The 21,727-nt window shown below is 44.7% G+C and carries 21 protein-coding genes; 17 read left to right on the forward strand and 4 right to left on the reverse strand.

What is annotated here, in order from left to right:
• Positions 1 to 20 precede the first annotated feature (20 nt).
• The 11 genes from EJQ19_RS04605 to queD all read left to right on the forward strand — a co-directional run bounded on the left by EJQ19_RS04605 (position 21) and on the right by queD (position 11,616).
• Positions 21 to 1,223, forward strand: a complete 1,203-nt coding sequence (locus EJQ19_RS04605; RefSeq protein ID WP_126140016.1) for a GTP-binding protein — start codon at positions 21 to 23, stop codon at positions 1,221 to 1,223.
• A 183-nt stretch (positions 1,224 to 1,406) separates the two neighbouring features.
• Positions 1,407 to 2,660, forward strand: a complete 1,254-nt coding sequence (locus EJQ19_RS04610) for an ATP-grasp domain-containing protein (protein ID WP_126140017.1) — start codon at positions 1,407 to 1,409, stop codon at positions 2,658 to 2,660.
• Positions 2,657 to 3,505 carry a Rossmann-like domain-containing protein gene (locus EJQ19_RS04615; protein ID WP_126140018.1) on the forward strand — a complete coding sequence of 283 codons (849 nt, stop codon included), beginning with the start codon at positions 2,657 to 2,659 and terminating at the stop codon, positions 3,503 to 3,505. Before EJQ19_RS04610 ends, EJQ19_RS04615 begins: the two co-directional genes overlap by 4 nt.
• Positions 3,495 to 4,292 carry a class I SAM-dependent methyltransferase gene (locus tag EJQ19_RS04620; RefSeq protein ID WP_126140019.1) on the forward strand — a complete coding sequence of 266 codons (798 nt, stop codon included), beginning with the start codon at positions 3,495 to 3,497 and terminating at the stop codon, positions 4,290 to 4,292. The genes EJQ19_RS04615 and EJQ19_RS04620 overlap by 11 nt, the downstream gene beginning before the upstream one ends.
• A gap of 50 nt (positions 4,293 to 4,342) precedes the next feature.
• Complete coding sequence (locus EJQ19_RS04625) at positions 4,343 to 5,923, forward strand: ABC transporter substrate-binding protein (protein ID WP_126140020.1); 1,581 nt, start codon at positions 4,343 to 4,345, stop codon at positions 5,921 to 5,923.
• 12 nt (positions 5,924 to 5,935) lie between these two features.
• A complete protein-coding gene (locus EJQ19_RS04630) occupies positions 5,936 to 6,904 on the forward strand; it encodes an ABC transporter permease (RefSeq protein WP_126140021.1) in 969 nt (322 codons plus the stop codon).
• Entirely contained in the window at positions 6,888 to 7,724 is an 837-nt protein-coding gene (locus EJQ19_RS04635; protein WP_206438364.1) for an ABC transporter permease, read from the forward strand. Before EJQ19_RS04630 ends, EJQ19_RS04635 begins: the two co-directional genes overlap by 17 nt.
• 51 nt (positions 7,725 to 7,775) lie before the next feature.
• Entirely contained in the window at positions 7,776 to 9,416 is a 1,641-nt protein-coding gene (locus EJQ19_RS04640) for an ABC transporter ATP-binding protein (protein WP_126140022.1), read from the forward strand.
• On the forward strand, positions 9,413 to 10,552 hold the full coding sequence (locus EJQ19_RS04645) for a cysteine synthase family protein (RefSeq protein WP_126140023.1): 1,140 nt from the start codon (positions 9,413 to 9,415) through the stop codon (positions 10,550 to 10,552). Before EJQ19_RS04640 ends, EJQ19_RS04645 begins: the two co-directional genes overlap by 4 nt.
• 41 nt (positions 10,553 to 10,593) lie before the next feature.
• Positions 10,594 to 11,103, forward strand: coding sequence for a GNAT family N-acetyltransferase (locus EJQ19_RS04650; protein WP_126140024.1), 510 nt, complete (start codon positions 10,594 to 10,596; stop codon positions 11,101 to 11,103).
• A gap of 102 nt (positions 11,104 to 11,205) precedes the next feature.
• Positions 11,206 to 11,616: a 6-carboxytetrahydropterin synthase QueD gene (queD, locus tag EJQ19_RS04655; protein ID WP_126140025.1), complete on the forward strand. Its 411-nt coding sequence runs from the start codon at positions 11,206 to 11,208 to the stop codon at positions 11,614 to 11,616.
• 163 nt (positions 11,617 to 11,779) lie between these two features.
• On the opposite strand, the gene EJQ19_RS04660 is transcribed toward queD, so the two are convergent.
• The 4 genes from EJQ19_RS04660 to EJQ19_RS04675 form a co-directional block, all read right to left on the reverse strand.
• Positions 11,780 to 12,301: a MogA/MoaB family molybdenum cofactor biosynthesis protein gene (locus tag EJQ19_RS04660; RefSeq protein ID WP_126140026.1), complete on the reverse strand. Its 522-nt coding sequence runs from the start codon at positions 12,299 to 12,301 to the stop codon at positions 11,780 to 11,782.
• A 32-nt stretch (positions 12,302 to 12,333) separates the two neighbouring features.
• On the reverse strand, positions 12,334 to 13,233 hold the full coding sequence (folE2, locus tag EJQ19_RS04665) for a GTP cyclohydrolase FolE2 (RefSeq protein WP_126140027.1): 900 nt from the start codon (positions 13,231 to 13,233) through the stop codon (positions 12,334 to 12,336).
• 187 nt (positions 13,234 to 13,420) lie between these two features.
• Complete coding sequence (locus EJQ19_RS04670) at positions 13,421 to 14,428, reverse strand: CobW family GTP-binding protein (protein WP_126140028.1); 1,008 nt, start codon at positions 14,426 to 14,428, stop codon at positions 13,421 to 13,423.
• A gap of 72 nt (positions 14,429 to 14,500) precedes the next feature.
• Complete coding sequence (locus tag EJQ19_RS04675) at positions 14,501 to 15,508, reverse strand: CobW family GTP-binding protein (protein ID WP_126140029.1); 1,008 nt, start codon at positions 15,506 to 15,508, stop codon at positions 14,501 to 14,503.
• A gap of 204 nt (positions 15,509 to 15,712) precedes the next feature.
• Here EJQ19_RS04675 and EJQ19_RS04680 point away from each other — a divergent pair, with 204 nt between their 5' ends.
• From EJQ19_RS04680 to cntC, 6 genes are all read left to right on the forward strand, one after another.
• Positions 15,713 to 16,768, forward strand: a complete 1,056-nt coding sequence (locus EJQ19_RS04680; RefSeq protein ID WP_126140030.1) for a CobW family GTP-binding protein — start codon at positions 15,713 to 15,715, stop codon at positions 16,766 to 16,768.
• Between the two features lie 118 nt (positions 16,769 to 16,886).
• On the forward strand, positions 16,887 to 17,336 hold the full coding sequence (locus tag EJQ19_RS04685) for a Fur family transcriptional regulator (RefSeq protein WP_241242732.1): 450 nt from the start codon (positions 16,887 to 16,889) through the stop codon (positions 17,334 to 17,336).
• 107 nt (positions 17,337 to 17,443) lie between these two features.
• The gene (locus tag EJQ19_RS04690; RefSeq protein WP_241242733.1) at positions 17,444 to 18,175 is read left to right on the forward strand and encodes a class I SAM-dependent methyltransferase; all 732 of its coding nucleotides are present in this window, start codon (positions 17,444 to 17,446) and stop codon (positions 18,173 to 18,175) included.
• A gap of 61 nt (positions 18,176 to 18,236) precedes the next feature.
• Entirely contained in the window at positions 18,237 to 19,841 is a 1,605-nt protein-coding gene (gene cntA / locus EJQ19_RS04695) for a staphylopine-dependent metal ABC transporter substrate-binding lipoprotein (RefSeq protein WP_126140031.1), read from the forward strand.
• 45 nt (positions 19,842 to 19,886) lie between these two features.
• Positions 19,887 to 20,825, forward strand: a complete 939-nt coding sequence (gene opp1B / locus EJQ19_RS04700; protein WP_420901661.1) for a nickel/cobalt ABC transporter permease — start codon at positions 19,887 to 19,889, stop codon at positions 20,823 to 20,825.
• Positions 20,826 to 21,722 carry a staphylopine uptake ABC transporter permease subunit CntC gene (gene cntC, locus EJQ19_RS04705; RefSeq protein ID WP_126140033.1) on the forward strand — a complete coding sequence of 299 codons (897 nt, stop codon included), beginning with the start codon at positions 20,826 to 20,828 and terminating at the stop codon, positions 21,720 to 21,722.
• Positions 21,723 to 21,727 lie beyond the last annotated feature (5 nt).

Consider the following 21,727-nt stretch of genomic DNA (forward strand, 5'->3'; position numbering starts at 1 on the left):
AAATGGGAGCGTGAAAAACGATGAAAAACGTTATAGCTGAAAATGAACGAATTCCGGTTACCGTGTTAAGCGGATATTTGGGTGCCGGCAAAACGACTGTACTTAATCATGTACTGAATAATCGCGAGGGCTTGAAGGTAGCGGTCATTGTCAATGATCTGAGTGAGGTCAATATCGATGCTGATTTGATTCGTGAAGGCGGGGGACTAAGCCGCACCGATGAAAAGCTCGTGGAAATGTCTAATGGCTGCATTTGCTGCACACTTCGCGATGATCTGCTGAAGGAAGTCGAGCGGCTGGCGCTGGAGAAGAGATTCGATTACATTCTCATTGAATCGACCGGCGTGGGAGAACCTGTTCCTGTCGCGCAAACCTTTACGTATGTAGATGAAGAGAACGAGATCGATCTGGCGAGGCTGACTAGACTGGATTGTATGGTAACCGTTGTTGACGCCTATCACTTCTGGCAGGACTATCATACGCGTGAAACTCTGAAGGACCGCGGACAGGAAGCAGGAAGTGATGATGATAGAAGGGTGGTTCAGCTGCTGACAGAGCAAGTAGAGTTCTGTGATGTGCTGATTGTGAATAAATGCGATATGGTGACAGAGGCTGAGCTTAAAAAACTGCAGAAAGCTTTAAAGGGCTTGCAACCTAGAGCTAAGCTTATCAGAACGACTCATGGTCAAGTGAATCCAAAGGAAATCCTGAACACCCACTTATTCGACTTTGAGGCGGCGAGTCAATCGGCAGGCTGGATTCAGGAGCTGCAAAAAGAGGCGCATACCCCGGAAACAGAAGAATATGGCATCTCCTCCTTTGTCTATACGCGCAAAATTCCCTTTCATCCTGAGCGATTCTCCAAATGGTTGGCTGCATGGCCGAAATCGGTTGTTCGCTCTAAAGGGTTAGTCTGGTTGGCTACGCGGAACAATACGGCGCTTTCCTTCAGTCAAGCTGGTGTTTCCAAACAGCTGTCACCAGCAGGTCTGTGGGTAGCTGCGTTATCGGCTGAAGAACGATTCATGCATTTCGGAGAAGACTATCCGAAATCCCCCGATTGGGATGAGACTTGGGGAGATCGTGTGACCAAGCTTGTTTTAATCGGTATCGATATGAATCGAGATGAAATTACGCGCACCTTGGATGAAGTGTTGTTAACAGCGGAAGAGATGAACACGAACTGGAGGGCATTCAAGGATCCATTTCCTACTTTCAAATAAAACGATGGTCAATTATAAATGATTGACACTGGATAATTATGTATAGTATATTCTGTTTAATTGTAATTTTTACAATTAAATTAATGTGGTTTATTATTAATACTTGATGATGAGGGGAGGAAGAAAGCAAACAGCAGCACCTTAATTGAGAATGAATACTATTATTAAGTGTTGGAGGTTGTTATGGCACATATTTTGATGATTGAGAGCTGGGTGGGGGCTAGCGGTAATTTATTGCCGCCACTCCTAAAGTCAATGGGACACACGTATACTTTTGTTACTCGCAAGCCGGGGCATTATGACAGTGGATTTGGCACAGAGAAGCATCCCGTTCTAAGATATGCCGACGCGGTTCTCGTTACGGAGACGAATGACTGTGAAGGTTTAATTGAATTCCTGCGACCCTATCATTTTGATGGTGTTATTACAGTTTGTGACTATTACATCGAAATCGTGAGAGAAGTAGCCAAAGCGTTTCATCTCCCATCCCCTTTCCCCGATGAAGTGAAAACGGTACGTCAGAAGCATCTTATGCGACAGGCGCTTGACCGTGCTGATCTTGCAAACCCGAACTATCGGCTTGCGCATAGTTGGGAGGAAGTAGAACAGGCTGCAAATGAAATTGGTTATCCGCTTGTTGTAAAGCCTGTAGACCTTGCATCTAGCGCCTTTGTCAGCCTCATCCAAAGCGCCAAGGAATTACAAAAAGCTTATGATGCGCTTGAAGCTTTTCCGCTTAATTTTCGAGACCAAGAGAGAGAAAGCACCTATCTTCTTGAGGCGTACATGAGTGGAGAGGAGGTCAGTGTGGAGAGTGTTTCCTATAATGGCGAGACCACAATAATCGGCATTACGGACAAATCCATTACAGGAACCCCCTACTTTATCGAAAATGGTCACATGTTCCCGGCAAAGCTAGAAGAGGGGATGTATGAGGATGTAACGACATTTGTACGTAATGCACTTCAAGCAGTCGGCTTCGATCACGGGATAGCCCATACCGAAGTGAAGCTTACGGTCGATGGCCCTAGAATTGTTGAGATCAATCCCAGAACGGCTGGCAATTATATTGTGGAACTCATTGAACGCGTAACGGGCATAGATTTACTCCAAGCCTTTGTTGAACTTTCTTTGGGCATAAAGCCTGCTTTAGCCAGAAAAGATAGTGGAATAATGAGTGCTGCTGCGCTGTTTCTCGTTCCCCCTCAGTGCGGTACCATTACGCACGTCCAAGGAATAGAATCTCTCGCGTCGGATGAACACATTGCCCGCTACAAGATGGAGGATTTTATCGGTAAGTCCGTTGAGACTCCCATTGATAATGCTTGCTACTTGGGCCATGTGATCACGCAAGACACGGAGGGTCATAATGCTAGGCACTATGGCGAAGAAGCGCTTAAACGAATTATCTTGGGATTCGATCCTATAAAGGAGTGATTAATCTGCAAACGCAAGCTCCATTGGCCGTAATAAATTTACGAGAAGCTATACTAGAGGGTAAGCTTGGCCCCAAGCCTGATACATTGCCGGTAACCGGATCCTCCTATATTTACCAGACTACACAGTTTCCATCCTCTACGACCAAATATCACAATTATTATTTACTGCTAAGAGTAGAATCTTATTTCGGAGCCTGCTCGCATACCTCCGCCCAGTTGAATATGGAAGTAGCAGCTGAGTTTTCAGGGCTTTTCCTAGATGCTGTTTTGCAAGATGAGAGGCTGCCCGCACAAATTGCAGCGATGGATGCGTACTTGGGCGTCATTTATCCACACATAACGAATTGCACGAAGGTGGTTGAGCTTTCGGCGGGAACTCCTATTCATAAAGCCAAACAGCGTGATGCGCTAATTGCGCAGGTTGCTGATATTCGGCCCTCACAAAAAGTTGCGCTTATAGGTGTGGTCAACCCCTTGGTAGAAGCTATTCAGGAACGAGGGGGAATCTGTTTGCCTTGTGATCTGCAGATGGAAAAGACACAAGCAGGACACGTTGTTGAGAAGGATATGAACATCGTGCTGGATCAGGCCGACAGTGTCATTTGCACAGCGATGACGTTAAGCAATGGCACGTTTGACCTTATCCTTGAGCGTGTCAGAGAAAGGCAGATCCCATTGACCGTCTATGCCCAAACGGGAAGTGCCGTGGTAGCTCAATTCATGAATAATGGCGTGACGGCGCTAATTGCTGAACCGTTCCCCTTCACGCAGTTCAGCGGCTCATCTTCTCAGCTCTATTGTTACACCAGCAACAATGGAAAGGAAGAAACGGATGAATATTAAAACGGATACCGATAACTTCTTACATACGAATCCTTCGCTTTACCTGGTATTTAACGGGGAGCATGACCAAAGTATGGCCCAATTTATACATAAGCTTTTGATTGAATATAAGGTAGGGAAGAGAGTGCTGGATATCGGTTCAGGACCTGGGCGCGAGGTGGCGTATCTGAATCGTGCCGGTTATGAGGCAGTGGGACTGGATAACTCTGAAGAGATGCTTTCCTGGGCAAAAGATCACTATCCTGACCTGATCTTCGTCTATGGGAATCAGTCTGACTTTTCACTTAAGCAACAGTTTGACGCTCTTTATTGCGTGGGAAGCACGTTTTTGTACAATTTCACCAACGAGGAAGTCCTCGCAAGTTTACAGTGTTTTCGCAAGCATCTTCATACAGGGGGATTGCTGTACCTGGATATGCGAAATGCCGCCTTCTTCCTGACCCCAGAGGGGCAGCGATGGTTGACCGAAGATCTCGTAGAGCAGAGAAAAGTAAACGAGACTGTTGTTTCCCTGCAAACACGCTTTAGCATCGACTTGCCGAATCAAATGCTCGAGCGGGATTATCGCTGGACCATCGAAGGCCAACCCCCTATTGTCGAACATCTGAGACATCGTCTTCTATTCCCTCAAGAATTAGTACAATATCTCACGTCAAGCGGTTTCCGCCTTCTGCAGCTATTTGATAAACCGGCCCCCCATATTGACACCTATGATCCGGAAAGTCCTTTCATTTATAGCCAAAGCTTGCGAGGAAGACGTATGCAGGTCATTGCACAAGCAATCTAGGAGGAACATAAAAATTATACGTTATGGACAAAGGAGTTTGTGAGACGACGATGAAAAAGCTATTATTAATCCTTTCTGTAGGTGCAATCATGACAGTAATGGGGTGCACGAATAAAACGGGTACACCAAGCGGCACGGCAACCAGTACAGCATCTAGTACGGCAATCAGCACGACTGACCCAGCAAAGAATAAAGAGCTCACTGTGGCATCGCAAGACATTGCCGCAAGCTTGGACCCAGTAAAGCCGCTTACGTCCAGCTATTTAAGAGGCATAGGGGCCGGTGAAGCACTGTTTAGAGTAAACCCGAAGGGAGCGATCGAACCCTCTCTGGCAGAAAGCGCAAAAGAAATCGATCCGACGACATGGGAAATTAAATTAAGACCCAAAGCGAGCTTCTGGAGTGGAAAAGCCATTGATGCCGCTGCCGTGATCGCCTCGCTGGAACGCTCGAGATCCCTGGATCTGACGGCGAAGCCTTACTTGGACGACTTAACCTTCTCGAAGGTCGACGATTTCACGATCGGTGTGAAGACCAAGCGCAGCCATCTGCAAGTGCCGCTGAATCTTTCTTACTATCAGACCATGATTGTTAATGCCGATGCCAAACAGGATGCTGTAGATACGATGGATCTTTCCGGTATGTATAAAGTGGTTGAATTTGTCCCTAAACAAAAAATGGTGCTGGAACTGAATAAAAACTATTGGGGGAAAGCGCCCGTCATCCCAAGGATTGTCTATCAAGCGATCAGCGATGAGCAAACGAGGGTGCTGTCCGCATTAAGTGGAAAAAGCCAGGTGGTCTTAAATATACCAGCAACAAGCTTGGCTCAATTCAAAGATAATAAAGAGGTCAGGTTATCGGCTACGCCGGCGGCTAATACGCAAACGATTTATTTGAATCTGAACAAACCTCAGTTCGCCGATGTGAAAGTCAGGCAAGCTCTATCCTGGGCGCTAGATCGAAATGAACTAGTCGTGCTTGCAGCAGAGGGGCAAAGTACACCGATTACGACATGGCTAAGCTCCAACCCTGCTTACCAAGAAGCCAGAAATGCCGTATACTCGAAGACGGACCTGGACAAAGCAGGGCAGCTGTTGGATGAGGCGGGATGGAAAAAAGGTTCGGATGGCATCCGTACGAAGGACGGCAATCCTTTAACCCTGCGATTGATGACTTGGGGTGGCGATAAGGCTTTAGGTGAAGCTTTGCAAAGCCAATGGACCAAGATCGGAATTAAGGTTAGTGTTCAGCATGGCGACTACAGTTTAATCGAAACGGCTCGGAAATCGGGTGACTGGGACGCTTCTATTGAGGCATGGAACACGTTCGGAGATGAATACGCGCTGCTAAAAGGTCAATTTGCGCCAGAAGGAAGCGCAAACTTTGGCGGATACAAGGATGAAGAAACAAGTAAATTGCTTGCACAATTGGCCGAAGCACCGGATCAGGCTGCACGTCATGAATTGGCCCTCAAAATCAACGAGCGAGTCGCGCTGCAAGCACCTGTCATTAGTTTATTCCCGCGTCCGCAAATTTCAGCGGTAAGCAAATCGCTTCAAGGCTTCGAAGATCATTTCAGACAATATGAGAATGTTGTGAATGCCAACTTGACGATAAGCTCCAAATAGGCAGGTATCCACATGTTGAAGGTCATACTGAAAAAGTTGTTTGAAGCTTTTCTCACGTTGCTATGTGCAACGATTCTTATTTTTGCCTTGATTCGTATGGCTCCGGGCGATCCGGTGGAACTGTTTCTAGGGCATCCTGCAGAGGCGGCTTTGGATAAACAGGCCTATGAGGTCAAAGCAGCAGAGATGCGTGAGCAATTGGGGCTGGATCAGAACATGGCAGTTCAATATGCGGCATGGATTGGGCGGGTGCTGCAATTTGACTTGGGTACATCCATCCAAACAGGGGGTCAGGTTGTCGAAGAAATTGCACAAAGACTCCCGGCAACGGCCATGCTAGCCTTCGTTGCTCTACTCATTCAAGTCGTATTGGGATTGTTCTTGGGGGCAGTTTCTGCGATTAAAGCGGGGCGACCTCCCGATCATGTCATTCGTCTTGCGTGCGTGGCTATGGCTTCGATACCTGCTTTTGTCGTTGGGCTATTCCTGTTATCCTTCTTTGCCGTAACAGTGGGTGTTTATGAAATTAGCAGTGAAGTTAACGCGGGAAGACTATGGCTTCCCGCATTAACTTTAGGTTGTATGGGTGCTCCGCAATTCATACGAATGATGCGAGCCAATATGCTGTCCGAGTTTGGTCAAATCTACATACTCTCTGCTCAGGCCAGAGGGCTGGATCGCAAGAGGGTCGTCAGGCATGCCTTGCACAATGCGCTGCTGCCTATCATTACCATGATTGCCCTTTCCCTGACGGCGCTTCTGAGCGGCGCTGTTGTCACGGAAAGCATTTTTTCATGGCCTGGCATTGGCAAATATGCCCTTGACAGTATTTTGCTGAAAGATTATCCGGTTATTCAGGGGTATGCGTTGATTATGGTAGCGTTAGTGATCTTCATTCATTTATTCGTTGATGTTGTTTATGCGCTGGTAGATCCTCGAATCCAACGAAAAGGAGAAGCAAGCGTTGAAGAAGTTGCGTAGCATCAAAAGTCCGATTAGCTTGATTTTTGGAATCGTTATTTTAAGTATTTTGGCTATACTCATCTTGGGTGCGCCTTTATTTACTTCTTATGATCCTTTAAAACAGAGTGTGAACGAGCGGCTGGAGAAACCGAGCTTTGAGCATCCAATGGGCACGGATCGATTTGGCCGCGATGTGTTCGCTCGAACGCTTTACGGAGGAAAAACGACCTTGGTATCGTCCATGATTGCTTTAAGTACGGCCCTCTTGGCTGGACTTTTGGTGGGCCTTATAGCCGGTTTGTTTCATGGCTCTATTGTTGATAGCATCCTGATGCGGCTTATTGATGTGCTGTTAGCTTTTCCCTTTATGGTGCTCGCCATGGTCATTGCCGGTTTATTCGGCACAAGCTTGGTTCATCTTCTGATAGCTGTAGTTTCTGTATGGTGGGTCTCCTTTGCACGTTTAACCCGCAGTGTTGTTTTGCATGCCAAGAGTGAAACCTCCTTTGCAGCGGCTAGAATACTCGGAGCCAGAACTCGGACAATTATTTTTCGCGAATTACTTCCCAAAGCGATAAGTCCGGTTCTCATCTTGGCTACTTTTGAGCTGGGCAGCCTGATTTTATCCATTGCGGCACTATCTTTTCTTGGATTAGGATCACAGCCTCCTGCGCCTGAATGGGGCAGCATGCTGGCAGATGGGCGAGCGCATTTCATGCAAGCCCCTCATATTTTGATCGGACCTGTTCTGTTTATCGTTCTTACCGTCTTTGCCTTTAATTTAATTGGTGAGGGATTGAGAGACCGGTTAGATCCTTATGAAAAATTGGAGCTGTAGCCAGGCCCATGCTTACAGAGTTGGTATTGCTTCGCAAAGGGAGGAGTATACATGCTGGAAAGACAAAGTGAGACGATCTTGCAGGTTCGAAATTTACAAGTGACTTACAGGCAGAACCAAGCCACAATTCCCATTCTGGATCAGCTTGGATTTGATATGAATAAAGGCGAAATCCTCGCCCTTTTAGGGGAGAGCGGTTCCGGGAAATCAACGATTGCCAAGGCGGTTACAGGGCTGCTTCCGCCTTCTGCGAATATCGCTAGCGGAACCCTGCAGATTGGCTCCACATGGCATGTGGATATGACAATTAAATCTAAAGTGTGGGATCAGATTCGTGGAAGAGGCATCTCCATGCTTTTTCAGGATGCCCAGCTGGCGCTTAACCCGGTTCTTAAAATAAAAGAAAATTTCAAAGAAATTCTTCTCTTTCACCGTATGGCTGCTAAGGATGAAGTCATGTCGATCGCGGTAAAAATGCTGAGCATGCTTAATTTCAAGGAAGCGCAAAGTAAAAGCATTCTGGAGTGTTATCCCTTTGAGCTTAGTGGCGGCATGTGTCAGCGCGTCTGCCTTGCTCTTGCGCTATGTCTCAAGCCATCCGTCCTTATTGCAGACGAACCTACATCAGCGTTAGATACGGTGAGTCAAAAAGAAGTGCTTGATTTATTAAAAAAGATGCAGGCAGAACTGGGTTTAACCATTCTTTTGATTACCCATGATATCGCAGTGGCGAATGCGATAAGCAATAGAGTAATCGTATTGAATAAAGGAATCATTGAAGAAGAAGGCAATACCAGTGTCGTATTGTCGAAGCCTCGAACCGCTTATACAAAGCAATTGCTCGCTTCCCGTCTTCAAATCGTAAAGCCTTCTAATGATCGTGTTGAACTGCTGCATCATAGCGAGCCTCTACTCCAGATTCGCAAGTTGGAGAAGACTTTTCATTCAAAGAAACGTGTATTACACGATATTGATCTTACATTAAATAGCAGGGAAATCTTAGGCATATTGGGGCAAAGCGGTTGTGGCAAATCAACGTTAGCCAAATGTATCGTCGGATTGGAGTCTCCAAGCGGTGGAAGTGTGTTGTACCGTGGGGTCCATATTAACCGATTACAAGGCAAGTATAGACGGGAGATGAGTAGGAAGATTCAATTGGTCTTCCAAGATGCCAGAGCTAGTCTTCACCCGGGGCGCAGTGCGCTCGAGTTGGTCCAAGAACCACTCCAATACTTGCAGATTGGAACCAGGAAAGAACGAAAAGAGCAGGCAACTTATTATCTGAATGAAGTGGGCATTACCGGCGATCTTCTCAACAGGAGGCCTCCTCAGTTAAGTACTGGACAATGTCAGCGCATTGCGATTGCTAGAGCGTTGGTGCTGGAGCCGGAAGTGCTGATCTGTGATGAGGCTGTATCTGCCCTGGACATGAGCGTACGAGCGCAGATCTTGGCCTTGCTGCAACGTCTGCATCAGCAGTTTGACTTCGCCATATTGATGATATCACACGATATTCACGTTCTGCGCAACTTTTGCCATCATATCGCTGTGATGAATAATGGAAGCATTAGTGAAACTAAGCGCCCTAGCGAGCTGCTTCATGAAAGCAGTCAACCGCATACGCAATTGCTGCTCAAATGTGCAGGTGATCTGGAACAGCGTCTTTATGAAGGAAGGATGGTTAAGGTATGATCACCAGTATTCTGGAGACAATTGGCAATACACCGCTCATCACAATACCTAACAGTAATAAAGCGAATGAAGGCCAAGTCTTGTTTAAATATGAACGCTACAATCCCGGAGGAAGCATTAAGGATCGCGCTGCGATGTATCTAGTTACTGAAGCTGAGCGCAGAGGTTTGTTAAAGCCTGGGGGCACCATCATTGAGTCTTCAAGCGGGAATTTTGGCATTTCCCTTGCCATGATTGGTGCTGCTAAAGGCTACCATGTCATCGTATTGGTTGATCCCAAGACAACGAACGCTAATCTGGCGCTCTTAAAAGGTTTCGGGGCCGAGGTTATTGTGGTAACCCAGCAAGATGACAGTGGCAGTTATCACAAAACAAGAATTTCTCTTGCCAACAAGCTGGCTAGAGAGATCCCGAATAGTTATCGTCCTGACCAATGCTTTAATCTGCTTAACAGTGAAGCTCATTTTAAAAGCACGGCGCGTGAAATCCTGAATAATTGCCCATCTGACTTGGCTGTAGTTATCGCAGCCGTTAGTACTGGCGGGCAGCTAGGCGGCATTTCCAAGTACCTCAAAACCTTTGCTCCGGATGTGCAAATCATCGGTGTGGACGCAGTTGGTTCTGCCATTTTTGGTGGCCATATGGATTCCTATCGCATACCCGGGGTAGGACTTGGTTGGACACCGATTAATCTGAACATGGACTATATTGACCGTACTTATAAAGTGACGGATGAGCAGGCATTTCTCACAGCCCGTGCCTTTGCTCGTCATGAGGGCATCCTTATGGGTCCCTCTAGCGGAGCTTGTGCACTAGTTGCTCTCCATGTTGCGCAAGAACTTACGCCGGATCAGCGCATTGTCTGCATGATTGCCGATGGAGGGGAACGTTATATCCAAACCTTGTTTAATGATGACTGGATGGAAGAGCAAGGTTTTGCGACGTTGGCAGATATGGAAACCATTCGCGCGATGGCTCGGCAACAGCAGCCTTGGAGTGTAAACCCTGCTGACTATGCCAATCACAGATCAGACCTGATTCAAAGTCTGGAAGTTCCTGATTCTACTTTGCATATGAATGCCGAGGTACAGCAACGAGCGAATTTTAGTCAAGGGAGTTCCGTTTATCTGGACTGAGGGAAGCAGAATTCAGAAGAAAATATAGGGGGAATGTACGAATGGACCAAGAAATAGCGTATCGCATAGTGCCAGCAGACAGGGAGAGGATTGATGAAATTAAAAGCTTTGTATTAACGGTGATGAGCGAATTATACCCGCAAGGTACTTATTATGAGGATCCGCATGATCTGGCATTCTTTGACGAAGTGTATATTCAGCCTCCCAATGCCCTGTTTTTTATTACCACAGATGTAAGTGGCCAAATCGTAGGCACAGCTGCCGTCAGACCGTATGACAGACGATTTCCTGAAGTGGAAGCCGCATTCGGGCGTGAGCCGGTCTGTGAAATCGTCAAGTTTTATATTCATTCGGATCATCGGAAGAAGGGAATCGGAAGTCGTCTCTATGCGATCGCCGAGCATTTTGCAAGAGAAGCTGGTTATAAGATGAGCTATTTGCATACGTCCACTTTCTTGCCGGGCGGTTATCCATTCTGGAAATCTCGCGGGTACGTCGAATCCTATTGGGAATCAGAAACCGTTGTGCACATGAGCAAAAATTTTCAATAAGCAGGAGGTAAGGTCCCAACCAAGAAGGTATTAGCAACAACATACTTAAACATCGCCACCGGAAATCACCTAGAGCATCAGCATTGAGGAGGGAGGATTACAATGAACACCTATTTTCCATTCACGCCACATGCGTTTCGTTATGAACTGCACAAAGAGATGCATCTCTCAGCCGCACATTTCATTCCTGCTGAGTCAGCCGGAAAGTGTCAACGAATACATGGTCATACGTATCAGATTGATCTCATGATCGTCGGAGACGAGCTGGATGCCAATGGGTTTCTGATCGATTTCAAACTTTTGAAGAGCATCGTACATGATCGTTATGACCATACACTTCTGAATGAACATCCAGAGTTTCGTGTGCTTCATCCAACGACAGAGGTCATGGCGAAAACGATCTACACGTTTATCCAGGAATATCTAGATGGAACTAGCAACAAGCCATCATGCTTGCAAGTCATCGTACGTGAAACACCGACCAGTTATGTGGTTTACCGCCCGAAGAAGTAAAATCGATTTCAATTGGCAGGGAAGCCGATTGCGCTCGGGACTTAAAAAGGTCGCCATTTGGCGACCTTTTCTCATCAGCTGGCTATTGGAAAAATACGCTTATGCAAAAAGTGGAATCCGCTGTCGTAGCCTTTCAATCATAAACTAGAAGCACTGCCGTTGTTTACATATCCTTATATATCTCCCGCATCACATGCCCAAGCTCAGGCAAAATAATTCTTGTCATAGCCAGATTGACAGCACCGCTGGAACCTGGCATAGAGAAAATAGCTTTATCGCGGTAAACTCCGGCGATAGCGCGACTTAGAATCGCAGCGGAACCAATATCCTCTGCAAAACTTAAATATCGAAAGACTTCGCCAAAACCGTGCATTTCCTTATCTAGAAGATCTCTCACCGCCTCGTAGGTGGTATCTCGCTTAGCGATGCCCGTTCCTCCGTTCAGAAGAATGGCTTCAACGACAGGGTTAGCTGCACCCTCTTGAATGATGGATTGAATACGTGCGTAATCATCCTGCACAATACGGTACTCAGCAATTAAGTAGCCCGATGAATGCAATAATTGTTTCATCAAGTCACCGCTTTTGTCTGTATCCGGTGTTCGTGTATCTGAAACAGTCACAACCATACATCGAACCGTAGCTGGGGATTCTTGGCGATGGAGCTCTACAGATGTTAACATCATTAACTACCTCCCACTTAAATAAAAACGCTGGCTTATGCCTTGGTGTATGATACTTTAGCGATAGCATCATGCAAGTGAATGGACTCCTCGTTTCTGCATTCCACCGTAAATGACCTCACACTGTCCATCTCGTATAAATCAGCAGCAACAAGTCTTACCATATCCTCGACAAAACGGGGGTTTTCATAAGCTCTCTCGGTTACTGCTTTCTCATCGGGACGTTTCAAGATCGGAAATAAGGCGCTGCTGGCATTGGACTCGGCGGCACTTAGCAGCAGCACTTTCCAGTCACCTTCAAAATCAGAATGAAGCTCAACGGATATCGTCACGATACCTCGCTGATTATGAGCGCTATACTCGCTAATTTCCTTGGAGCAGGGGCATAAAGTGGCTACAGCGACTTGAAGTCCAACATTAGTAAACAACCTACCTTGCTGGTACGTCATTTGAACCGTTGCCTGAGCATGGTTAAGTCCTTTTAAATTCATCACAGGCGAGGCTGTTTCATAAAACCACGGAAAGGAAAGTTTAATTTCGGCTTTATCTTGGTTCATTCTCACTGCCAATTCTTTGGTGAACTTGGCAAGCGTTCCAAGTTCCGTTGACCAGCCTTCTTGACGGTATACTTCCAGTTGTTCCGTCAAACGGCTCATATTGATCCCCTTGGCTTCCCGATGCAGGCTTGTAGTCAGTTGCAGGGACGCTATTGTTGTTTGCTCGATAGGTTCAATATCGGAATAGACTGTGATCGGATGTTGCACCTGACAGATTCCCACGCTATCTAGCTGAAACAGATAATCATGAGGGGTATTCTGCAAATCTGCCATTTTCTCTTTGGTTGTCGGTTTTGTTCCTTGAATTGGGTCCACAGAGCCGAATCGCTTGTGGCGTTCTATTTTTGAAGGAAGATTAATGATTTTTTTGTGATTCATGGAATAAATGGACTCCTTTTGCAGATGAGATCATGGGTATATTTTGTCTAGCTAACAATCTTTCGATAGAGTTCATCCAGCACTGGACACCCCCCTTTACTTCTTTCTTTGTGTAAAAACAAAACCCTCGTAACTAGTCCAGATGCCTGAAGCGGCAAGCAGACAGATTAGAGGGTAGAGGGAGCGATTAGTCAGCGACACATGCTGCAAACTGTTCGCGAAACCATGCTTCATCCAAGTTGCGCCCAATGATGACAAATTCACTATGAGGCGTTTCTGTCGCTTTCCATTCCCGATCAGGCGCCGAGGTAAAAAGCATATGAATACCTTGGAAAATAACGCGTTGTTTCACACCCTTGATGTGTAATACGCCTTTGTATCTGAATGTATCCGTACCATGCTCCGACAACCACACTTGTAGAAATCTTTCCATTTTCCTCAAATCAAGCGGACGCTCTTCACGGAAGAACAGCGATGCGACCTCATCGTCGTGCTCATGAGCTTCTTCTTCAAGGAAGCCGGGATCAATTTCCAGCTTTTTCTCTAAGTCAAATGCACCAATTCCTAAGATATGGTTGATATCGATCTGGGACTGTTGCGTGCGATAGATCTTGGCAGCGCCATTCATAGATTTTAGTCGAAGTTCCAACTTGGCAGCATCTTCTTCAGAAACGAGGTCGATTTTGTTAAGAAGAAGGACATCGGCAAAAGCAACTTGCTCCTGGGCCTCATGTCCATCGTCTAAATGCTGTCCGGCATGCTTGGCATCAACGACGGTAACAATTGCATCGAGTTTATACAAATTGGCTACTTCTTCATCTACAAAAAAGGTTTGGGCAACCGGTGCTGGATCAGCTAATCCCGTCGTTTCGATGAGGACACGATCAAATTCGACTTTCTTACTCCCAGCAGCACCCTCTTTGGCAAACATCAAGTCACCGAGAATGCGAATCAGGTCACCCCGAACAGTGCAGCAAATACAGCCGTTGTTCATCTCAAAAATTTCTTCATCAGCGCCAACAACGAGCTGATTGTCAATGCCAACTTCACCAAATTCATTTACGATAACAGCAATTTTCTGTCCATGATTTGCGGTAAGCACATGATTAAGCAGGGTTGTTTTTCCAGCGCCTAGAAATCCGGTTAGAATGGTAACGGGAATTCGTGGATCCGAGACTTGGTCAATTTTTGACATGGTTCACGCTCCTTAATTGTAAATATTACAATTATAAATTATAGAATGTGACCTGGTTTATGTCAAATAAGATCATTTCATACTGGAATTCCACGCCGATTGCAGACTTTCTTCATTCATTTCGATGCCAATGAGGACTATATAAGGTTCCCCTGAATAGAAGGTAGGTTCCCAGTAGGTTCGCCTTCCAGCATGCTGCATAAGCAGCATTTTGCCTGCTTCAGATATCAAGATATATCCTTTTGCCCGAAGTAAGCTATTTCCCCAGAGACTAAGGAATTGCTCGACTTGTTTCTTCGTAATATGTGTAGATGAACAGGGCAGGGTGAAGGTTTGAACCCGCGAGAAAGATCGCTCGTTCTCGTGATGATGATGAGAATCCTTTTGCTTTTCTTCGCTGCGTCCCCCTGTGGAAACCTTTGCCATCTGTAATCTTTTGAAGGTCGCCTGTTTGGTTATCTCTATTTGCTCGACACCATCCAGAACAGGAGAGAGATCCAGATAGCTGTGTTTGGTAAAGGAAACGATGGCACGATCATTATGTTTGTGAATCATAGCTTTAATTTTCAAAATATGACCCATTCGGACGAGATCCGTTTTGTTGACTACGATCATATCCGCAACCTCGATTTGTCGTCGCAACGTTTGGACCAACTGCTTGTCAGAGGCAAAAATACTGTTGTAATCGAGCACATGCTCAGCATCAAGCAGGGTTATGATTTGCTTCAGACGCAAATGCCCAATCAGACGAGGTTCGGTTAGTGCATCCGCGATTTCTTCGGGGTTAGCTACGCCTGTCAGCTCGATGAATATGACATCCGGCTTTCTGTTCAGCAGCATCTTCAAACTGCCGCCTAGTTCACTTTTTTTACTGTAGCACACACAGCCATCGAGAAGCTTTTCAAGGACCGCGCCAGAGTGTTCGTCCACAATTAATCCATCGACATCTTGCTTGCCAAGTTCATTCATTAAAATGCCGTGCTGCAGGCCGCGTCTTTTGGACTCTTCCAATAAACGAAGCAGCAAGGTTGTTTTGCCGCTTCCCAGAAATCCACTTAAAACAATAACAGGAATTCTCACATTATTTCCTCCAAGTAAACAACTTTATAGATTCATATTCATAGACAGCTGAAAAGATTACATTTAAAAGTAAAATTTACGACTAACTTAAATATACGATAGGTTGAATGCCAGGAGCAAATGTGAAACTCTTGACACAAAGTGAGAAAAGAGATATATTTTCAACAAATTAATTGTAATTATTACGTTAAGAGGGGCGTAAAAATGAACAAAACCATTCCCATTTATTTATTGTCCGGTTTTTTGGGCAGCGGCAAAACATCTTTATTAAACATTCTATTAGACTACTGCAGGGAATCGGGTCTCAAGCCGGCAGTCATTATGAATGAAATTGGCGACATCAATATAGATGGACAAGTTATTGATATCGAAATTCCAATGGCAGAAATGCTGAGCGGCTGTATATGCTGTACCATCAGCGGGGATCTAGGAGCGACTATTCTAGACCTTTGCCGTACCTACAGCCCCGATGTCATCATTATTGAATCTACAGGGGTAGCTAATCCGATGGAAGTCATCGACAGCATAACAGAAAGCTCGCTACTGACGGAGGTGGAGCTTAAAACCATTGTGACGGTTGTAGACGTCAGGTATTTGCTTGAATTGAATGCCGCGGGTACTCGAAGAACACTGCGATTAATGGAAGATCAAATTCGATGTGCCGGCTGGCTCATATTGAACAAAGTAGATCAAGTTACTCCGGATGAACTACGGCAAGCTGAGCAACTTGTTAGACGATTGAACGCGTATGCGGCTATTAAGGCTACCGTACATTGTATAGGAAGTCTTGACTTCATGACTGTGGAACTAACAGAGGATACTTCCTACCTAAGGAAAGAACGACAGGCGGAACAGGTGATATTTGACAAGGAAAAAGAGGAACACGCCCATGGCAGCGGATGTGATCACCATCATCATAGTCACGACGATCACCATACACACAGCCATGATCATCATGGGGTTCAACATCATCATTCCTATGATCATGTCATGGTGTATACCCATTATTTTCAAGCTCCGATCGATAGGGACGAATTTGAGCATTTCATCAGTCTTTTGCCGAAGGAAGTGTACCGGGCCAAAGGGATATTAACGTTTGCCAATGAAGATCAACCTCACTTGTTTCAATACGCTTATCGTGAGCTAGAAATATTGAAGCTCAGACCTAGAGCAGAAATTTCAAATGTAGCTGTTTTTATAGGTGAAAATTTCTCCAAAGAAGAAGTGATAGCTGCCATACAGGAAAAGTTGCTCGTTTAAGGTTTGACGAAACAGGGAATGGCTGTTAATATTAACTAAATGTAATAATTACGTTTAGTTGATTTATCATGTTCTTTAATCGTAAAATTTACAATAATTTATCGGAGGCAGCATAAAAGTGATTGACCATAGTTCAGAAAGTATGATTCAAGCGATGTCAGCCAAAGGTCTACGGATTACAGAGCAACGACGTACGCTAGCTCGCTTGTTTGCTGATGCAGTTGGCTTTCTTAATCCCAAAGATGTGTACCTTGGATTGGCGTTGAAGCATCCTGGTCTAAGCTATGATACCGTCTATCGAAATTTGAGAATATTACAGGAAATGGGCATATTGGAGCAATTCCTCTTTGAGGACGGCGTGAAATTCAGAATGGGATGTTACGGGAGCCATCATCATCACCATCATATGATTTGCCTGGAATGTCACACCATTATTCCGTTAGAGTTCTGTCCTATGCATAATTTGGAGATACCGGATACATTTCAGATCGTAAGGCATAGCTTTGAAGTATATGGGTATTGTGAGAAATGCAGAAAACAAGACTTAGCACAAGTGGTATCGGCTTAGTCCTGTTTCACTTAGTTAGACCGAAGGAGGAATATACATATTTATTTTTCAAGGAGGTTCGTTTCAAAACACAGTTGAGTCCTAGATGAGAGATGAGGTGATGGACATTGGCTTGGTATGAGGAAAGTTTTGGAGAAGATTATTTAACCGTGTATAAACATAGAGATTTTCAAGGAGCGTATGAAGAAGTCAAGCAGATGAGCAACTGGTTGCATTTGAAGAAAGGCGATAAGGTGCTTGATTTGTGCTGCGGGATGGGACGCCACTCTATGGCCTTGGAAGAATTGGGATATCAGGTTACAGGCGTTGATCTTTCTGAAACCCTATTGAACGAAGCTCGAAAAATGGACACTTCCTCAAGGATTCAATGGGTTCGAGGAGATATGCGTCGGATCCCAGATATTGGCACCTATGATGCGGTCGTGAATTTATTTACTTCTTTTGGATATTTCGAAGATGACGAAGAGAATTTACTTGTTATAAAAGAAATTAGTCATCATTTAAAACCAAAGGGTAAATTTATTATTGATTTTTTGAATGCTGACTATGTGACGAATAACCTTGTTTCTTATTCCGAAAGGATCGATGGGCATGTAACAATTAGAGAAGAAAGGCAAATACACGATTTTTTTGTAACTAAAAAAATTACAATATTAGAACCTAATCAACAGAGTAGGACATATCGTGAACAAGTGAAACTGTATGGGTTATCTGATTTTGAACGTATGATTAGTTTAGCAAACTTAACAATAGACAACGTATACGGTCATTATTCTGGCCATATTTATACAAAAAATGAATCCCCCCGGATGATAATATCTGGTCATAAACTGGCATGATATTTAATCGTAAATTTTACTAACCGCACTAACTGTGGTTGCAAATTAAGGAGAGCCCTTTATGTCAAGAAAAACGGTTGTTCTGTTATGCACTTTTATTGTTTCCATTATTTTGATAGCAGGCTGCGGCAGCAAATCTGCAGATACGGGTGCAACAGAGAAAGGCAAAGAATTGGTTTATGCCACTTCAAAAGATATTAATGATATGAATCCTCATTTATATCCTGGATCCTTGCCAGCGCAGGGGATGTTGTACGAGTCATTGGTTGAAAATACGGAAGAGGGCATTAAACCCTTGCTAGCCGAATCTTGGAATGTTTCCGAAGATGGGAAAGTATACATCTTCCATCTAAGAAAAAATGTAAAGTTTCATGACGGGGAGCCATTTAATGCAGAAGCCGTACAAAAAAATATCGAGGCTGTGCAAGCCAACTCAAGTAAGCATTCATGGATCAAACTTTCAACAAAAATCGTAAGTGTTAAAGCAGTCGATGAGTACACGGTTGAATTGGCTCTATCGGAGCCGTATTACCCGACTTTGCTGGAATTGTCGATGACTCGACCTTATGTATTCCTCTCTCCCAAAGATTTTAAGAACGGAGGAACAAAGGACGGCGTAAATGGTTACAACGGAACAGGTCCATATAAGATAACTGAACATAAAACTGATCAGTATGCCGTATTTGAAGCGAATGAAAACTATTGGGGCGGCGCACCTAAAGTTAAAAAAATTACGGCAAAAGTGCTTCCTGCAGGGGAAACTACATTTTTAGCCCTGCAAAAGGGAGAAGTCAATTTCATATTTACAGATGATCGCGGAGCAGACAGTATCGATGTAGAAGCGATGAATCAGTTGGTAAAAAAAGGTGATTATCAGTTGGTAAGAAGTAAAGCCATGAATACGAAAATGATTGTGGCAAATAGCAGTAAAGTTGATAGTCCCATACATGAAACAGCTGTTCGTGAAGCGGTTTGGTATTCGATAGATAGAGAAACAATCAGTAAGCAAGTTTTTAACGGTACAGAAGCGGCTGCGAACTCGCTATTCTCCTCTAACGTTAATTATGCCAACGTGGAGTTGCAAAAACGAAGCTATGATCTAGAAAAAGCGAAGACAATATTGGATGGAGCTGGCTGGAAGATAGAAAGCGGCAGCGAGGTTAGAGTGAAAAATGGGAATAAATTAACGATGAAACTTTACTATGATGTCAACTCTCCTTCGCAAAAAACGCAAGCCGAATTCATTCAAAACACGGTGAAAAAGATTGGCATCGCGTTGGAGATCGTTGGAGAAGAGTCTGCATCTGTCGCTAAAAGAAGATCAACGGGAGACTATGATTTGTTGTTCAATAGTACATGGGGACTAGCTTATGATCCGCAAAGTACAATTGCTGCCTTTACTTCCGAGTCTTCTTACCTGTATACGACGAAGGGAATTGCTAAGGCTGATGAACTCTACAAAAAAATTAATCAAGTTTTGGTGTCAATGGAAGAGAAAACACGTAAGTCTCTATACGCAGATATATTGAAAATCGTTCACGATGAAGCGGTCTTTATTCCCATCACCAACGGCAATGTCACGATCATTGCACCAAAAAACTTGAAGGGTATTTCATTTAAACAAACACAATTTGAGCTGCCATTCGAGCGAATGTATTTCGAATAGATAGATAAAAGGGGGGCTTCCCCTTTTTATTTATTTGAAAGGAAGATGTCGGTGAGAAGTTATATTATTAGGAGGTTTTTTATATCGCTCCCGCTGCTTGTAATGATTTCATTTTTGACGTTTGTCCTTGTCAATCTATCTCCATTAGATCCGGCAGAAGTGGTACTGCACGCACAAGGCGTACCAACAATAACAGATGAATTGATCGCGGAAACGAAAGGAACACTGGGGATGAATCAACCCTTTGTGATTCGCTATCTAAATTGGTTCGTTTCTTGCTTGCAATTTGATTTCGGACACTCGTATGTAACGGGGAAACCGGTATGGTCATTGCTCGGCCCAGCTTTATTTAATACGTTAAAACTAACATTGGTTTCGGTTATGGCCATCATTGCGACTTCGGTTGTACTAGGCGTCATCTGCGCGCTAAGAGAAGGTAAAGTGTTGGACAATTCAGTAAGAGGCATCTCCTTTTTTCTTACTTCCATGCCCTCATACTGGCTTTCGGCGATTATGGTCTGGTATTTTTCGGTGAAGCTGGATTTGTTGCCAACAAGCGGAATGGAATCGTTCAAAAGTTATGTTCTACCCGTTATTGTGACCACGATCAATTTTGCGGGTGTTTACTTTCGCATCATAAGAAGCTCCATGATTAACAATTTGAATGAAGACTATGTGCTTTACGGCAGGGCATGTGGCTTGCCAGAGAGGAAGATCACGCTGCATATGGTGAGAAATTCCTTGCAGGTGGCTATTACCGTTTTCGGTATGGCCATCCCCATTATATTGGGAAGCACCGTGGTCGTGGAGAACATATTTGCTTGGCCAGGGTTAGGGACGCTGAGCGTTAAAGCCATTCTGACCAGGGACTTTCCGATTATACAGGCGTATGTCCTTGTACTTGCTGTCACCTTTGTACTGTTTAATACGCTTTCTGATATTCTCAACGCGGCAATGAACCCGAAGTTAAGGAAGGATCTCTAAATGAAACTGCTAAAGCATATGTGGAAGGATAAGTTAGCCGGAGTATCTTTATTCATTATTGCGACGACCCTTGTTGTCGGGATATTCGCCCCGTTATTTGCACCACACGATCCGGATGAAGTTAATATGGAGCTTCGGTTTGCATCCTCGTCGTGGGAATATCTATTAGGCAACGATCATTTGGGACGGTGTATCTTATCCAGACTTATTTACGGCATCCGTCCCAGCGTGCTTTGGGTGCTGGTTGTACTGGCGATATCTGTAGGGATTGGAGCGATTCTTGGATTTATAGCGGGCTACTTTAAAGGTAAAACAGATGCTGTTGTGATGAGAATTTGCGATGTGATGCTATCTTTCCCAGGATATGTCATGACATTGGCTGTGATCGGCATACTAGGCGTTGGGCTTGAGAATATTCTGATCGCCTTTGTCTTAATGAAATGGGCTTGGTTTGCACGTATCATCAGAACGTCTGTCATGCAATATGCGGAAGCCGACTATGTGAGGTTTTCCAAGGCGATAGGTGTCAGCAATATCAAAATTATGCTCAAACATATCATTCCCGTTTCTTTGCCGGACATAGCGGTCATATCGAGCAGTTCTTTCGGTTCGATGATTTTGCAATTATCGGGCTTTTCCTTCCTGGGTCTAGGTATTCAAGCGCCGAAGGCGGAGTGGGGTATGATGTTAAATGAGGCAAGAGAAGTCATGTTCTCCAGGCCGGAACTCATGTTAGCGCCCGGTTTAACGATTGTTATCGTCGTATCAGCCATCAACTTCCTTTCTGATTCGCTTCAAGTTGCTTTAGATCCGAAATTAATGAGTTCCCAATATAATAAACGGTATGGACAGACTCTAGTAGTGGCAGCGAAGCTACAGGGGAAAGAGGTGGCATAGCCCAT

This window comes from Paenibacillus whitsoniae, assembly GCF_003955665.1.
Lineage (GTDB): Bacteria > Bacillota > Bacilli > Paenibacillales > NBRC-103111 > Paenibacillus_E > Paenibacillus_E whitsoniae.